The organism is Rhodococcus sp. WB9 (genome assembly GCF_007558985.1).
Lineage (GTDB): Bacteria > Actinomycetota > Actinomycetes > Mycobacteriales > Mycobacteriaceae > Rhodococcus_F > Rhodococcus_F opacus.
This window is the reverse complement of record NZ_CP041769.1, coordinates 6,381,661-6,397,096: the sequence shown is the minus strand read 5'-3', so window position 1 is coordinate 6,397,096 and position 15,436 is coordinate 6,381,661. Positions and strand designations below refer to the sequence as shown.

The 15,436-nt window shown below is 68.3% G+C and carries 17 protein-coding genes; 12 read left to right on the top strand and 5 right to left on the bottom strand.

Annotated features, from left to right (window positions below):
- Positions 1-31: 31 nt before the first annotated feature.
- The 4 genes from FND50_RS29880 (at position 32) to FND50_RS29865 (ending at position 3,719) form a co-directional block, all read left to right on the top strand.
- A complete protein-coding gene (locus FND50_RS29880; RefSeq protein ID WP_005261343.1) occupies positions 32-652 on the top strand; it encodes a TetR/AcrR family transcriptional regulator in 621 nt (206 codons plus the stop codon).
- A gap of 99 nt (positions 653-751) precedes the next feature.
- Positions 752-1,963 (top strand): acyl-CoA dehydrogenase family protein, encoded by a 1,212-nt coding sequence (locus FND50_RS29875; RefSeq protein WP_144288086.1) that lies wholly within the window; start codon positions 752-754, stop codon positions 1,961-1,963.
- On the top strand, positions 1,960-2,985 hold the full coding sequence (locus FND50_RS29870; RefSeq protein ID WP_144288085.1) for a phosphotransferase family protein: 1,026 nt from the start codon (positions 1,960-1,962) through the stop codon (positions 2,983-2,985). Before FND50_RS29875 ends, FND50_RS29870 begins: the two co-directional genes overlap by 4 nt.
- Positions 2,982-3,719, top strand: a complete 738-nt coding sequence (locus tag FND50_RS29865; protein WP_144288084.1) for an SDR family oxidoreductase — start codon at positions 2,982-2,984, stop codon at positions 3,717-3,719. Before FND50_RS29870 ends, FND50_RS29865 begins: the two co-directional genes overlap by 4 nt.
- Here FND50_RS29865 and FND50_RS29860 read toward each other — a convergent pair.
- Positions 3,707-4,267: a hypothetical protein gene (locus tag FND50_RS29860; RefSeq protein ID WP_005569507.1), complete on the bottom strand. Its 561-nt coding sequence runs from the start codon at positions 4,265-4,267 to the stop codon at positions 3,707-3,709. The genes FND50_RS29865 and FND50_RS29860 overlap by 13 nt on opposite strands.
- 94 nt (positions 4,268-4,361) lie before the next feature.
- On the opposite strand from FND50_RS29860, the gene FND50_RS29855 reads away from it, so the two are divergent.
- From FND50_RS29855 to FND50_RS29830, 6 genes are read left to right on the top strand one after another with little or no spacing between them, the layout of a single operon-like run.
- Positions 4,362-4,868, top strand: coding sequence for a methylated-DNA--[protein]-cysteine S-methyltransferase (locus FND50_RS29855; protein WP_144288083.1), 507 nt, complete (start codon positions 4,362-4,364; stop codon positions 4,866-4,868).
- On the top strand, positions 4,865-5,356 hold the full coding sequence (locus tag FND50_RS29850) for an RNA polymerase sigma factor (RefSeq protein ID WP_065492162.1): 492 nt from the start codon (positions 4,865-4,867) through the stop codon (positions 5,354-5,356). The genes FND50_RS29855 and FND50_RS29850 overlap by 4 nt, the downstream gene beginning before the upstream one ends.
- Positions 5,353-5,955 carry a methylated-DNA--[protein]-cysteine S-methyltransferase gene (locus FND50_RS29845; RefSeq protein WP_144288082.1) on the top strand — a complete coding sequence of 201 codons (603 nt, stop codon included), beginning with the start codon at positions 5,353-5,355 and terminating at the stop codon, positions 5,953-5,955. Before FND50_RS29850 ends, FND50_RS29845 begins: the two co-directional genes overlap by 4 nt.
- On the top strand, positions 5,952-6,662 hold the full coding sequence (locus tag FND50_RS29840) for a 2OG-Fe(II) oxygenase (protein ID WP_144288081.1): 711 nt from the start codon (positions 5,952-5,954) through the stop codon (positions 6,660-6,662). Before FND50_RS29845 ends, FND50_RS29840 begins: the two co-directional genes overlap by 4 nt.
- A 5-nt stretch (positions 6,663-6,667) precedes the next feature.
- Positions 6,668-7,324: an alpha-ketoglutarate-dependent dioxygenase AlkB gene (locus FND50_RS29835; protein WP_144289197.1), complete on the top strand. Its 657-nt coding sequence runs from the start codon at positions 6,668-6,670 to the stop codon at positions 7,322-7,324.
- A complete protein-coding gene (locus FND50_RS29830) occupies positions 7,321-8,172 on the top strand; it encodes a DNA-3-methyladenine glycosylase (RefSeq protein ID WP_144288080.1) in 852 nt (283 codons plus the stop codon). Before FND50_RS29835 ends, FND50_RS29830 begins: the two co-directional genes overlap by 4 nt.
- On the opposite strand, the gene FND50_RS29825 is transcribed toward FND50_RS29830, so the two are convergent.
- A complete protein-coding gene (locus FND50_RS29825; protein WP_144288079.1) occupies positions 8,169-10,391 on the bottom strand; it encodes an MMPL family transporter in 2,223 nt (740 codons plus the stop codon). The genes FND50_RS29830 and FND50_RS29825 overlap by 4 nt on opposite strands.
- Before the next feature lie 83 nt (positions 10,392-10,474).
- Positions 10,475-12,016 carry a bifunctional 3'-5' exonuclease/DNA polymerase gene (locus FND50_RS29820; RefSeq protein ID WP_144288078.1) on the bottom strand — a complete coding sequence of 514 codons (1,542 nt, stop codon included), beginning with the start codon at positions 12,014-12,016 and terminating at the stop codon, positions 10,475-10,477.
- Between the two features lie 116 nt (positions 12,017-12,132).
- Here FND50_RS29820 and FND50_RS29815 point away from each other — a divergent pair, with 116 nt between their 5' ends.
- A complete protein-coding gene (locus tag FND50_RS29815; protein ID WP_144288077.1) occupies positions 12,133-12,342 on the top strand; it encodes a hypothetical protein in 210 nt (69 codons plus the stop codon).
- A gap of 1 nt (position 12,343) precedes the next feature.
- Here FND50_RS29815 and FND50_RS29810 read toward each other — a convergent pair whose 3' ends face one another.
- A complete protein-coding gene (locus FND50_RS29810; protein WP_144288076.1) occupies positions 12,344-13,687 on the bottom strand; it encodes a YhgE/Pip domain-containing protein in 1,344 nt (447 codons plus the stop codon).
- Between the two features lie 75 nt (positions 13,688-13,762).
- Positions 13,763-14,011, bottom strand: a complete 249-nt coding sequence (locus tag FND50_RS29805; protein ID WP_037230874.1) for a phosphopantetheine-binding protein — start codon at positions 14,009-14,011, stop codon at positions 13,763-13,765.
- A 146-nt stretch (positions 14,012-14,157) separates the two neighbouring features.
- Between FND50_RS29805 and entS the strand changes: the two genes are divergently transcribed.
- Positions 14,158-15,423: an enterobactin transporter EntS gene (gene entS / locus FND50_RS29800; protein WP_144288075.1), complete on the top strand. Its 1,266-nt coding sequence runs from the start codon at positions 14,158-14,160 to the stop codon at positions 15,421-15,423.
- Positions 15,424-15,436: the final 13 nt, after the last annotated feature.

The following is a 15,436-nucleotide window of genomic DNA, read 5'->3' as shown; positions in this document are numbered from 1 at the left end:
AGCGGCGGGTATCTGTTCTACCGTAGGACCCATGACGATAGAGGGCACCCAGCGCGGCAGTTCCTGGCGTGAGTACACCGACCAGGGCTTGTCCAAGGTTCTGGCCGCGGCGCTGGCGGCGTTCGTCGAGAAGGGGTACGACGGGGCGTCGATCCGTGAGATCGCGTCACGCGCCGGTCTGTCGGTCCCCGGTCTCTATCACCACTACCCCTCCAAGCAGGCGCTGCTGGTGGGGCTGACGAACGCGGTGATGCGCGAACTCCTCGATCGCAGCCACGCGGCGGTGGCCGAGGCGGGCCCGACACCGGGCGAGCGGTTCGACGCGGTCATCGAGTCGCTCCTGCGGTTCCACATGTACCGGCGTGAACAGGCCTTCGTCGCGTCCCGGGAAACGCGGAGCATGGAACCGGAGAGCCGGAAGGCGTACATCGCGCTGCGCGACGAGCAGCAGGAGATGCTGGACGACATCGTCCGCGAGGGGGTGGCGGCGGGGCTGTTCCGGACGCCGTTCCCGGAGGACGCGAGTCGTGCCGTCGTCACGATGTGCGTCGCGGTGTCCACCTGGTACCGGGAGGACGGGCCGCTGTCGCCCGACGAACTGGTCGAGCGGTACCTGGCGATCGCGAGGAGCACGGTCGGCGCGTCCGACTGAGTCTTGACCGGATTTCGAAGGTGTGGAATTGTCGGGGACGACTTCGACCGAGCGAGTGATCGGTCGGTACTGGAGTCGCCGTATTGACTGGAGGTAGTTGTGGCGATCGATCTGTCCTACGCACCCGAGGTGACCGCGCTCGTCGAGAAGACCGAGGCGTTCACCCGCGAAGTCGTGCTGCCCATCGAGGACGAGCACGGCGGCGACATCACCGCGGCCGGTGGCGACACCCTGCGCGTGGAGCTGCAGAAGGCGGCCAAGGACGCCGGAGTCTTCGCCCCGCACGCACCCGTCGAGTACGGCGGACACGGTCTGAACATGACCGATCGCGCGCCCGTCTTCGAGGCAGCGGGTTACTCGCTGTTCGGCCCGACCGCCCTGAACATCGGGGCCCCCGACGAGGGCAACGTCCACATGCTCGCGCACATCGCCAGCCCGGAGCAGAAGGAGCGGTTCCTCGCCCCGTTGGCGCACGGCGACATGCGGTCGGCGTTCGCCATGACCGAGCCGTCGCCCGGAGCCGGCTCCGACCCCTCGGCGCTGACCACGCGCGCCGAGAAGGCGCCGGGCGGGTGGAAGATCAACGGCCACAAGTACTTCATCACCGGAGCCGACGGCGCGGGATTCTTCATCATCTTCGCGCGCACGTCCGGCGTGCCCGGCGACCGCGGTGGTGCGACGATGTTCCTCACGCCGGCCGACGCCGAGGGGCTGAGGGTGGGTCGTCACATCGACACCCTGGACCGGGCGATGATCGGTGGGCACTGCGAAGTGTTCTTCGAGGACCTGTTCGTCCCCGACAGCGGGGTTCTCGGCGAGGTAGACCAGGGATTCGCCTACGCCCAGGTCCGGCTCGGGCCCGCCCGGATGACGCACGTCATGCGGTGGCTCGGTGCGGCTCGGCGCGGCCACGACGTCGCCGTGGCACACGTCGCGCAGCGTGAGGGTTTCGGGGGCAAGCTGGGCGATCTCGGCATGGTCCAGAAGATGATCGCGGACAACGAGATCGACATCGCCGCCACCCGCGCACTGTTGACGCGGGCGTGCTGGGAACTCGATCAGGGCGGCCACGCGAGCAACTCCACGTCCATCGCCAAGACCTACGCCTCCGAGGCCATCTTCCGCATCGTCGACCGCTCCATCCAGATGTGCGGCGGTCTCGGCGTGTCCGGTGACCTGCCCCTCGCCCGGCTGTCCCGCGAGGTGCGACCGTTCCGTGTCTACGACGGACCGTCCGAGGTGCACCGCTGGGCCATCGCCAAGCGTGTCGTCGGTGCCGCGAAGAAGGCCGCGCGGGAGGCGGGCGCATGACCGAACATCGGGGACTCGATCTCGTTGCGCTGCGGAAGTTCCTGTCCGAGTCGGACGTTCCTCTCGCCGGTGAGTTGCGGGCCGACCTGATCTCGGGCGGCAAGTCCAACCTCACGTACGCCATCTTCGACGACTCCTCGCGGTGGGTGCTGCGAAGGCCGCCCACCGCGGGGCTCACACCGTCGGCGCACGACGTGGCCCGCGAATTCCGCATCACCTCGGCGCTGCAGGGCACCGATGTCCCGGTGGCCGCCACCGTCGCGTTGTGCGAGGACGACAGTGTAATGGGCGCGCCGTTCACCGTGGTGGAACACGTGACGGGCCAGGTGATCCGGACCAAGTCGGATCTCGAGGCACTGTCCGACGACGACATCGACTCGTGCACCGACGAACTGGTCCGCGTGCTCGGCGCTTTGCACAACGTCGACTACGACGCCGTCGGCCTGGGCGAGCTCGGCCGCCCGGACGGGTACGTGGCCCGGCAGGTCACGTTGTGGGCGAGCCAGTGGGGGCGAGTGAAGACGACGGACTCCGCGGACGTCGACCGCCTGCATGCCGCGCTGGTCGAATCGATTCCGCAGCAGTCGGAGTCGTCGATCGTGCACGGCGACTACCGCATCGACAACACCATCCTCGCGGCCGGCGACGTGAGCACCGTTGCGGCGGTCGTCGACTGGGAACTGTCAACCCTCGGCGACCCGCTCACCGACGTCGCCCTGATGTGCGTCTACCGGCATCCGGCTCTCGACCTGGTGCTCGGCGAACCGGCGGCCTGGACGAGCCCGCGACTGCCGTCGGCGGACGATCTCGCGCAGCGCTACACCGTGGCGTCGGGGCGCGACCTGGCCTACTGGAACTTCTACCTGGCGCTCGCGAACTTCAAACTCGCCGTCATCGCCGAGGGCATCAACCACCGCTACCGTGTCGGCGCCACCGTCGGAGAAGGTTTCGACAAGGCAGGCGACGCGGTGCCCGAATTCGTCGCGGCCGGCCTGCGCGCCCTGAAAGGACAGACCGTATGAGTCGCACCGCACTGATCACCGGCGCCTCACGTGGCATCGGACTCGGCATCGCCACCCGTCTCTCCGAACAGGGATACGGGCTGACGATCACCGCCCGCGATCGTGATCGGCTCGAGTCCGTGGCCGCCGACCTGCGGACCGCGGGCGCGAAGGACGTCGTCGCGGTCGCCGGTGACCTCGCCGACGAGGACTCTGCCGGACGCGTCGTCGAGGCGCACACCGACGCCTACGGTTCGCTGAACGCGCTGGTGCTCAACGCCGGGGTGGGAACCGCGGGCCCCATCGGCGAGTTCCCCATGCGCCGATTCGACAAGAGCCTCGGAGTCAACCTGCGGGCGCCGTTCAGCCTGCTGCAGCAGTCGCTGCCGCTGCTCCGGGCCGGTGCGGCGGAGAACCCGGGAGGCGGGTCCAAGGTCGTGGCCCTGGCATCGATCACCGGCGTGTACGCCGAGGCAGGGCTCGCCGTCTACGGGGCGACCAAGGCCGCGCTGATCTCCCTGGCCGAGACGTTGAACGTGGAGGAGTCGTGCAACGGAGTCTCCGCGACCGCGCTCGCGCCGGCGTACGTCGACACCGACATGTCCGCGTGGATCCACGACACGATCCCGCCTGAGGCGATGATCGAGGTCAACGACATCGTCGAACTCGTCGACGCCCTGCTGCGGCTGTCGTCGCGCGCGGTGGTCCCGAAGATCGTCGTCGGACGCGCCGGAACGGACGGCTACCGCGCGTAGTCGTCGTCCTCCTGGGCCTCGCCACGCTTGCGGAAGAACTTGAAACCGGGGACGCCCTGGATCGCCTGACGCACGCCCTGGACCTCCTCGAGGAGTTGGTGGATCTCCGGCGACACGGTGTCCAGGGTCGCCAGGATCGGCATCAGCCCCTCCATGCGCAGGGTCAGCTCAGGCAGGTGGTCCACCAACCCGATTGCGGCGTGAATCTCCTCCTCGGTGAGGTCGTCGACGAACCGCTGCGCCAGTGGGGCGGCCTTCGTCGCCAGCGGCTCGTACAGACCGATCAGGGTCTGCGCCGACGCGGATGTGTGCCCTGCCGTGGCGACCACAGTTGCCGCCGATTCCGCAACCGCGTTCGCCCTCGCCACCGCGATCTCGGCGCCGTCGCTGATCGCCTCGATGCGGGAAATCAGCACCTCGACCTGGTCCAGGAGGGTGCCGATCCGGCCGGGAAGGGAGACGACGAGTTCAGCGGTGTCCGCCGACCACCGGGCGATCCCGGTGACGGTACGCACCAGGTCGCGGGTGCCGAGTTGTACGAGAGCCATCGGCCCATCCTGCCTGATGCATTCCGGACCTCACGTTTCGGTCGTGGCAGACGTCTACCTTTCAGAGGCCCGCACACCTGGAAGGATTGGCACCGTGAATGCCGACCGAGCAGCACACACAGTCATCGATTCACCGATCGGCCCCCTGACGCTGGTGAGCGTCGACGGCGTGCTGAGCGGCATCTACATGGTCGAACACCGGCATCAGCCGAATCCCGCGACGTTCGGGGAGCGCGACACCGCAGGTTTCGACGAGGCCGTCACCCAGCTCACCGAATACTTCGACGGCAGGCGCACCGAGTTCACCGTCCCGCTCGCCGCGCGAGGCACCCCGTTCCAGCAACGGGTGTGGGACGCCCTGCGCACCATCCCGTACGGCGAGACGTGGACGTACGGTCAGCTGGCCGACTCCCTCGGCACCCCGACCGCGATTCGCGCGGTGGCGGCGGCGAACGGCAGAAATCCGATCAGCATCATCGTCCCGTGCCACCGCGTCATCGGGAGCAACGGCAACCTGACGGGGTATGCGGGCGGGCTCGACCGCAAACGGTTCCTGCTCGAACGCGAAGCGGAACGGACGCGACTCCGGCTGAGCCGATGACCCTGAAGCCGTTCGAAGACATCGTGGTCGAGCACGGGCCGACGGTGCTGCGGGTCTGCCGGGCCGTGGTCGGTCCGGTGGACGCCGAGGACGCGTGGTCGGAGACGTTCATCGCCGCGATGCGGGCGTACCCCGACTTGCGTCCCGGGAGCAACGTCGAGGCGTGGCTGGTGACGATCGCGCACCGGAAAGCGCTCGACCACATACGTGCGCGCGACCGGCGGCCCGTCCCCACCGACGCGCTTCCTGAGCAGACCACCGACCGCGGACTTCCCGGCGGTCACGATCCCGAGTTGTGGAATGCGGTCGGCGCCCTGCCGATGAAGCAGCGGGCGGCGGTGGCGTATCACTACCTGGCCGGGTTGCCGTACGCCGAGATCGCGGTGATCCTGGGCAACTCCCCGGACGCGTCGCGGCGGGCCGCCGCCGACGGGATTGCGGCGCTACGCAAGACCCTCTCGATCTCTGTGAGTGGAGACATCACATGAACATCCCCGACATCGTCTACGCCCTGTCCACGTCGGACTCCGCGGTGGAGCAGAATCTGCGCGAGAGGCTCGCGGCCCTCGCCGCCGAAGCAGGGCTCCTCGACGTCGCGTACCGGACCCTCGACACCCCCGTCGGTTCGCTTCTCCTCGCCGCCACCGATCGCGGGCTGGTACGGGTCGCCTTCCCCCGCCAGGATCACGACGCCGTGCTGCAGACCCTCGCCGAGCAGATCAGCCCCCGGATCCTGCGCGCACCGGCCCGGCTCGACCGGGTGGCCCACGAGATCGACGAGTACTTCCTCAGCAAGCGCACGAGCTTCGACGTCCCGCTGGATTTCAGGCTGTCCAAGGGGTTTCGGCTCGAGGTACTTCACCATCTTCCCGAGATCGAATACGGGCACACCGCGAGTTACGCCGCGGTCGCGGCGGCCGCGGGCAGCCCGAAGGCAGTGCGCGCGGTCGGAACCGCCTGCGCCCTCAACCCGCTCCCCGTCGTGGTTCCCTGCCACCGGGTGGTCCGCAGCGACGGCAGCATGGGCCAGTACGCGGGTGGGCCGGAAGCCAAGTCGATTCTGCTGACATTGGAGGCAGCGGCATGACTACCTTGACGCAACGCGTGAACGACCTCGATTGGCAGGGTCTCCGCGGCGAGACCGACGCCGCGGGATGCGCGCAATCCGAGCAGATCCTGACGGCCGAGGAGTGCGGGCAGATCTCGGACATGGACGAGGAGGTCGAGCGTTTCCGGTCCACCGTCGACATGGCCCGGCACCGTTTCGGCTCGGGACAGTACCGGTACTTCGACTACCCGCTACCGGACGTCGTGGCCGAACTCCGTGCGGCCTTCTACCCGAAACTGCTTCCCGTGGCACGGGACTGGGCGACCAAGCTGAGGAAGCCCGCGCCGTGGCCGGACACCCTCGACGAATGGCTGGACATGTGCCACGACGCCGGCCAGAAACGGGCGACACCCATCCTGCTCAGCTACCGCGCGAACGACTGGAACGCTCTGCACCGCGACCTCTACGGTGACCTGGTGTTCCCGTTGCAGGTAGTGATCGGCCTCGACCGCCCGGGAGTGGACCACGAGGGCGGGGAATTCATGCTCGTCGAGCAGCGACCCCGCGCCCAGTCCCGGGGCACGGTGACGACGCTGCGGCAGGGTCATGCGCTGATATTCACCACCAGGGACAGGCCCGTACGCTCGACCCGCGGTTGGTCGACGGGACCGGTACGGCACGGTGTCAGCACCGTTCGGCGCGGCACCCGCCGGACCCTCGGCCTGGTCCTGCACGACGCCGAGTGACCGTGATGTCCGCGTTGATACCCCGGCCCCGAACTGTGGTGGCGCCCGGCGCCGTCCACGTCCCCGACTGGCTCACGCCGGAGGAGCAGCGCCACCTGGTGGCCGAATGCCGGCGCTGGGCCACCGCACCGGTCCCGATGCGGGCCGCGCAACTGCCGACGGGGCATCGCATGTCGGTGCAGACGGTGTGCCTCGGCTGGCACTGGAAGCCGTATTCCTACTCGCGCACCGCCGAGGACGCGGGCGGCGGCCGTGTCGCGCCGGTGCCCGGCTGGCTGGTCGAACTCGGCCGGCGAGCGGTGAGTGAGGCGTACGGGCAGCCCGCCGACGGGTACACACCCGATGCCGCGCTGATCAACTTCTACGACGACACCGCGAAGATGGGCATGCACCAGGACAAGGAGGAGCGGTCCGATGCGCCCGTCGTGTCGTTGAGCATCGGCGACACATGCACGTTCCGCTTCGGCAACACTGCCACCCGCACGAAGCCGTACACCGATGTCGAGTTGCTGTCGGGCGACCTCTTCGTGTTCGGTGGTGAGTCCCGGTTCGCGTATCACGGAGTGCCGAAAGTGCTTCCCGGCACGAGCGATCCGGACTGCGGACTGACAACGGGCCGACTGAACATCACGCTGCGGGTGACGGGACTCGAGGACGCATGAGAGTGCAGCTGCCGTACCGGGGTCCGTTCACCCATGCGCCGTTGTGGGGCGCGCTCCGCGCCCACACCGTGTCCGGGCTCGAGCGACACGACCCCGACGGAACCCACACCCGGGTGGTGAACGGTCCGCACGGGCCCGCGCTGGTGTCCGTGGTCGTTCGTCCCGCCGGCGGGTACGTCGAGGCGCACCTGACACCGGCGGATCCGGGAGACGTCGAAGCGCTGACCGTCGCGGTCCGGCGCTGGCTCGACCTCGACGCGAATCCGCTGCCGATCGACGCCGCGTTGAGCCGTCACCCGCAACTGGCTCCGCTGGTGGCACTACGACCGGGTCTGCGGCGCCTGGGGAGCGTGGACGGGTTCGAAACGGCGGTTCTGACCGTTCTCGGACAACAGGTTTCGCTGGCGGCGGCCCGGACGTTCGGCAGCCGGCTCGTGTCCGCGTACGGTCGGCCGGTCCACGACGGATTCTTCGCGTTTCCCGAACCGGAGACGCTCGCGGCGCTCGCACCCGAACAGTTGCGCTCCACCCTCGGTCTCACCGGCGCCCGGGCCAGGACGGTGCTCGCGCTGGCCGAGGCCGCGTCCGACGGTCTGCGCCTCGACGCGGACACCGACCCGGCCGAGTTCCGGGCCGGTCTGCTCGCACTGCCCGGCATCGGCCCGTGGACGGCGGACTATCTGACGGTGCGGGTGCTGGCCGACCCGGACGCGTTCACACCCGACGACCTCGTCCTCAAACGCGCGCTGGAGGTCAGGACCGGCAGGCAGGCAGCGGAACTCGCCGAGTCGTGGCGACCGTGGCGGGCCTACGCGCTGTTCCACCTGTGGACGGACGAAGCGTATTAGTCCTTGGCCTTCGCCAGCGCCGACGGCCACCAGATCTTCTTGCCGACGTCGTGAGAGAGCGCCGGGACGAGGATGCTGCGCACGATGATCGTGTCGAGAAGCACACCGAACGCGACCGCGAAACCGACCTCGGCGAGGAACACCAGGGGCAGCACGCCCAATACCGCGAACGTCGCGGCGAGTACGACACCGGCCGACGTGATGACGCCACCGGTCACCGCCAGTCCCCGCAGCACACCGGATTTGGTGCCGTGTTCCTCGGTTTCCTCGCGGACCCGGGTCATCAGGAAGATGTTGTAGTCGATGCCGAGCGCCACGAGGAACACGAACGCGAACAGCGGGAACGCCGGATCTGCGTTCGCGAAATGGAAGACGTGGGTGAAGAAGAGTCCGCACACCCCGAGGGTGGCCGCGAACGACAGGACCACGGTGGCGATGAGGATGATGGGTGTGAGCAGGGCGCGGAGCAGGAGGGCCAGCACGACGAAGATGACGACGAGAACGATCGGGATGATCAGGTTCCGGTCGTGCACCGACGCCGTCTGCACGTCGAGAGTGGTTGCCGTGCTGCCACCGACGAGCGCATCGGCACCGGGTACGGCGTGCGCCGCGTCGCGCAGTCGCTTCACCGTCTCGAGGGCTTCCGGGGAATCGTACGAGTCGGCGAGTGTCGCGTTGACGACCATGCGCCCGTCGATCGGTGCGGCCGTGAGGAAGTCGGGTGCGCACCCCTGCCCGGCCGCCGAAGCCACCGCGGCCGGGTTGGACTTGACGAGTGCGGACAGCTTCTCGACGTCGACCTGCGGGCACACCGCGCCGGGATCCGTCGACACCCCGTCCACACCGCTCACGGCCGCGATGACCGCGTCCGTCTGATCGGCATTGGTGACGATGACGGCGGGCGCGCCGGCGCCCGGATCGAATTTCGAGTCGTACAACTCCTGACCGACGACGGCGTCGGGGCGGTTGGTGAAGTTCTCCGACGACGACAGCCCGTCTGTCTTCAGACTGCCGATGCCGACCAGGAACAGCACGGCAAGGAGCACCGTCGTACCGATCCAGAGTGGGCGGTCCTTGCTTCCGACCTGGGCGGCGATCTTGCCCCACAGGCCGTGCGTGGTGAGGTCGGCGGCCTCGTCCACCTTGGGTTTCCGCGGCCAGAACACCCACCGTCCCGCCGCGGACAGCGCGACGGGCAGGAACGTCATCATCACGAGGTACGTGCACGCGATGCCGATCGCGGCGACCGGCCCGAGGCTCTTGTTGGAGTTCAGTTCGGAGAACGTCAGGCACAGCAGACCGAGGATGACGGTGACTGCCGACGCCGTGATGGCGGGGGCGGATTCCTTCCACGCCTTGACCATGGCGTCGAACCGGCTGGGATAGAAGTGAAGTTCTTCTCGATATCGGGAGATCAGGAGTAGCGCATAGTCGGTGCCCGCACCGATCACGAGGACGAACAGGATGCCCTGACTCTGTCCGGTGAGCGTGAGCACCTCGGCCTTGGCGAGGAAGTAGATGACCATCGACGCCAGGCCGAGCGCGAGCAGTGCCGAGAAGAGCGGGAAGAACCACAACACCGGGGAGCGGTAGACCACCAGCAGGATCAGGACCACCACGAGCAGGGCGGCGCCCAGTAGTGCACCGTCGAGCCCAGCGAACGCGTCGATGAACGCCACCAGCAGACCACCGGGACCGGCAGGGAGCACCTCGAGCCCGGCGGCCGCGTTCTTCGCGGCGGTGAGGACGTTCTCCTCGGTGGCGGCGAGCACATCGCCGGCGACCGCCGTGCCGTCCTCCTTCGCGACGAGGGGAACGAAGATCGATGCCGTGGTGCCGTCTTGGGAGAACTGTGTCTGGGACATGCCTTCGGCGTCGACCCCGTCGACTGCCGCGATGGCGTCACGTGCCTGGGCGATCGCGGTCTTGTCCTGCTCGGTGAGCGGGGCGTCGCTGTGGAACAGCACGAAACCGGGGATCGTTTCGACGGTGAGGAACTTGGACGATTCGTTGGTGACGATCGTCGATTCGGCGGAACTCGACAGGTAGGCGGCGTTGTCGTTCTTCTGGACCTCGGTGAGCTTGCCCTGGAAGGAACCCCCGAATCCGCCCGCGAAGAACGCGATGATCGCGATTGCCACGATGGTGAACGCAGGCCAGCGGAATCTGCGCGGCGTCTCGCCGCTGGTGCTCGAGTCCGTCGAATCCAGCTTCGTCATGGGTTCTCCTTCGCCGCCCCCGCCAGCAGTGCGTCCCAGTACACCATGTCGAGCGCACCGGCGACACCGGAAATCCGCGCGCGTCAGGCCTCGTCGGAGGTTTCGGCGTAGCAGTCCCGCACCGCCACATCCATCGGGAACCGCACCCGCGTCTCGCCGAACAGCAACCGGGTGGCTACCTCGACCGCGCCCAGAACGTGCCGCGTCGCCGAGTCCGGATCCCGGGTATGCACCATCACCTCGTCGTGCTGGAAGAAGACGAGTTCGCTGTCCGGGTCGTCCGCCAGCCGGCGCCGCAGATCCGCGAGCACGCACAGTGCCCACTCGGATGCCGTGGCCTGCACCACGAAGTTTCGGGTGAACCGGCCGCGGGAATGCGCGTCGCCGTGCGACCAGAAGTCGGGGGACGGCGGCGGGCACGCCCGGCCGAGCCACGAGTGCACGACCTCGCCGCGTTCACCGGCACGGGCCGCCCTTTCCACATATTCGACGGCGACGGGAAAGCGGGTGCGCAGCAGCGTGAGCAGGGAACGGGCCTCGCCCGCGGTGGCGCCGTACAGGACACCGAGGATCGCCACCTTGGCCTTGCCTCGATCGCCGTCGAACGTCTCCGCCGCGACCGGTGCGTACAGGTCGTCGGCGCCCGCGGCGGCAACCATGCGGGCGTCCCCCGACATGGCGGCCAGGATGCGGGGTTCGAGTTGGCCGGCGTCGGCGATGACGAACGTGTGACCCGGATCGGCGAGCACGCTCGACCGCAGCGGTTTCGGAATCTGCAGTGCGCCGCCGCCGCGGCTCGCCCAGCGGCCCGACACCACGCCGCCGGGAACGTACACGGGCCGGAACCGGTCGTCGCGGACCCAACTGTCCAGCCACTGCCAGCCGTTCGTGCTGAACAGCTTGGACAGATCCCGGTGGCGCAGGAGCAGCGGCACGGCAGGGTGATCGACCTCCCGCAGCAGGTGCTTGCGGGTCGACGCGAGTTCGATGCCCTCACGGCGAAACGCGTCGACGACCTCCACGTGGGACGCCGGGTTGATGCGACGGCCGAACGCCGCCCCTATCTCCACAGTCACGTCCTGGATGCGCTGCGGCAGGTCGTACCCGGCCGGCCGCGGACCGAGCGCCGCCTCGAGGAACGCGCGATGGGCAACGGTGGAGAACGGCAGTCCGTCGAAGCTCATCTCCGCGGCGGCCAGCGCTCCCGCGGACTCGGCGGCCACCAGCAGGTCGAGCCGGGCGTCGTCACCGATCGTCTTCCGCTGTTCCGCGAAGTCCGCCACCACCTGCGCCGGATCCGTGGTGGGTGCGGTCTCGAACAGGCCGGGCCGTTCGTCGACGGGTTCGTCCGGCGGTGGCGCGGGTACACCGTCGCGCATGCTGAGGATGGCGTGGGTGAGCGCGAGGTCCTGGCAGCGCCGCACCCGCACCCCGGCTCGCAGCAGTGCCGGATAGACGGCCGCGGTACTCGTCCAGACCCAGCGGGGGTGTTCGGTGGCCTCGATGTCGCGGACCGCGGCCACGGCGTCGGGGTGACGACGTGGCGACTCGATCGGAACGCCCGCGGGATCGGTGCGAACGGTCGTCGCGCCACCGTCGGCGTCGGGAACCAGGAGCACTCTCACGGGCACAGTCTGCTCTGCGTTACCGACAGTCGATAATCCGCCGCCGGGCGAGGGTAAATCCGCAGGTCGGCACTACACTGAACGCAGACGCTTCTCGCCGGAAGGAGGGGCATCCGATGGCAACCATCGAAGAGTTCGAGCAGACGGTGACCGACAAGGTGGTCGCCGGACTGCACGCCAAATTCGCCGACTACGAGCGCCGCGGAGTCGGACTCGCCGAACTCGGCGACCCCGATCGGTTCGTCGAACGGATCCTGGCGGCGGTGCCCGCCCCGCATCCCTGGTACGAACAGTTCGGCACGGCCTGGTCGTCCGCGCCCGCGTGACTCACGCCCCGGCTGCGTCCACCGGTTCGGGTTCGGTCTGCGCATTGTGGCGGCGATGCAAGCCCTTGCGGTCGTAGAACCGGGTGATGACTGCACCGAAGACGAGGCCGATGAGAAGGCCGGCGAGGGTCATCCACACGGCGTGGATGAGCCCTGCGTCGCCCGCTGCGCCGAAGAACATGATGGCGCGCACCCCGATGTAGATCTGGTGCATCGGTTCGAACTCGCCGAGCCAGGTGTACAGGCGCGGCGCGGCCTCGAGCGGGATCGTGCCGCCCGACGAGGGCAGCGCCAGGACCACGAAGACCAGCAGGTTGATGAGCAGGCCGAGGTTGCCGAACGCCGCCATCACGGACATCGCCGTGATCCCGACCGCGGCGATCGCGAAGGCGCCGTATTCCCACAGGGCGAGCGGATCGGTGATCGGCAGGCCGAGGGCCGAGCTGATCCACAGGTACAGACCCGACACGATCATCGCCAGCACAACCATCACCGCCCACTTGATGAGCAGGGTGTTGAAACGTGAGATCGGGACCGCCTCGTTGTGGAGGTACAGCGGCCCCACCTCGGTCGGAGTGAATCCGAGCATGCCGTCGATGAGGGTGCTCGCGATGGTCGCACCGGTGAAACCGGCCAGGACGATGAGGAGCGCGTAGTAGAACGCCGCCAAGCCGAAGCCGGTGCCGTCGGGCAGCGGGTTGTGGGCCACGACCCGCACGTCGATGGGGTCGTCGAGCACGAGCCGGCTGGCCCCCGACAGTTGGAGGTCGGGGGCCGTCGCCTGGAGTTGCTGCGTCACCTGGGTGGTGAGCTGCTCGCCCATCGTCTGATTGGCCTTGTCCAACGCCATTTCCCCGATGTTCTGGACGAGGTTCGCACTGATCGTGCCCGCGCGGGGGTTCGTGTAGATGGTGATCACCGGACGTTCGACGTCTCCGGGAATCACACCGGCCTGGGCGAGGATGAACGTGCGCTTCGTGAAGTCGCTCGGTATGACGATCGCACCGTAGATTTCCCCGTTGTCCAGTGCGGACTGGGCCTGCGCGATCCCGATCCGCCGAAGTTCGACCTTGTTCGGATCGACACCCTCGACGAGCCCGGCGGTGATCTGGTCGCCGAAATTCTGCTGCTGCGGCGGGTTGGAATTGGGCGTGGTGTCGCCCTCGTCCTGATTGACGAGCGCGATGGGGAAGTGGTTGAGGTGTGTGGTGGGGTTGAGCATTCCACCCATGTACAGCGCGGCCAGCAGGGACATGACGACGGAGACGAGGAGCAGGGGAGCTATCCAGAACCGTGGGGTCCGGAGCACGCTCATCCTGCCTGCACCGCTGGTTTCGTGAGCCATGTCCCCTCGCATCCTCCCGTGTCCGTGCCGACCCTGGGATCGACCAGCCGGATCAAGAGTAGGCGGTGGGACCGCTCAGCGTGCTGCCGTCACCTCGAACCAGGCGTCGAGTGTCGGCTCACCGACGAGGTCCACGAGATCCACCTGGACGCCGTCCGCCCGCCATCGTTCGACCAGCGCCATCACGCGCACGGAATCCATTCCCTCGTCGAGGAGGTTCGCGGAATCGTCGATCTCGGCGACCGGGACGTCGAGCACGTCGGCTACGTCGGCGCGGATTCGGTCGCGGGTCGGAACTGTGCTGGGAGCGGAACTCACTGTCATCCTCCGGTGCGTCGGTCGAACCACGGCCCGTTGAGCCGATTCGACGACATGGGGTAAGTTGCTGGGTTAGTGAAGCCTAAGCATAGTTGCTCTCCGCGCGAACGGCGAAACGGAGAGCTGTTGCAACCGAATGTGAATGGATGACAATGGCTGGATTATCGCGATACGCAATCGACTTGACGCCTCTACGGACGAGTCGCGAGTTCCGATACATCTTCATTGCCCGCACGATCTCCATCTTCGGTCTGGGTCTGCTCCTGGTGGCGGTGCCGCTGCAGGTGTACGACATGACGAATTCGACACTGGCAGTGGGCGTGGCGAGCATCGTCGTGGGCTCCTCGGTGTTCATCGGCACCCTGTTCGGCGGCGTGATCGCCGACCGGTACGACCGCCGACCGGTCATCTCGCTCGCCCGTGCCGCAGCGGGTCTGGCCTTCGCGATCCTCGCGGTCAACGCGTTCCTCCCCACACCCCAGTTGTGGATCATCTACCTGTGTGGCGTGATCGAGGGCCTCGCCGGCGGCATCTCCGCGACCGCGCTGATGGCGGTGATCCCGTCGCTGCTCCCCAAGGACAAGATGGCCGCCGCGGGTGCCCTGATGACCGTGATGGCCGACCTCGGCACGGTCGCGTCACCTGCCATCGGCGGTGTGATCATCGCGGTGACATCCGTGGGCACCAACTACGTTCTGGCCGCGGTGTCCTCGGGAATCACCGCGTACTGCATCGCCAGGCTGCCGTCGCTGCCGCCGCCGGTCAAGAACACCGAGAGTCCGCTGCGGTCGATCGCCAGCGGCTTCACCTATGCCGCCAAGGACTCCGTGGTCGGTGGGACGCTTCTGGTCGGCTTCTGCGCCATGATGCTGACCGGCTGGAACGTGCTGCTGCCGGCCTACGCCAGCCAGGTCCTGCACGCCGGACCGGCGGCCACCGGACTGCTCTACAGCGCCCCCGCCGTCGGCGCCCTCACCGGATCACTCACGAGTGGCTGGACGGGGACTGCGCGTCGCGGTGGCCTGATCGTGTTCCTCGCGGCCATGATCGCGTCGGCCGGGCTGATCGGCGTCGGCGCCGTCCCGATGATCGCGGTCACGTTCCTCGGGCTCGCCGCGCACGGATTCGGCCGCGTCCTCGGTGACATCCTCCGGTACGCGGTCATCCAGACCGAGACCCCCGAGGAGTACCGCGGACGCGTCGCCGGTGTGTGGGGCGCCCAGATCTCCACGGGCTCGGCCGCCGGAGCGCTCGTCGCCGGCGCCGTCGGCGCCGCAGTGGGTCCGCGGGAGGCGTTCCTCCTCTACGGGGCGGGCGGCATCGTGGTGCTGGCGGTTCTCGCACTGACCTTGAAGGGGTTGCGCACCTACAGCAGTGCCGCTGCCGAGGAGGACGACCTCTCGGCAGCGGCACAGTGACGCTGTCAGGTGG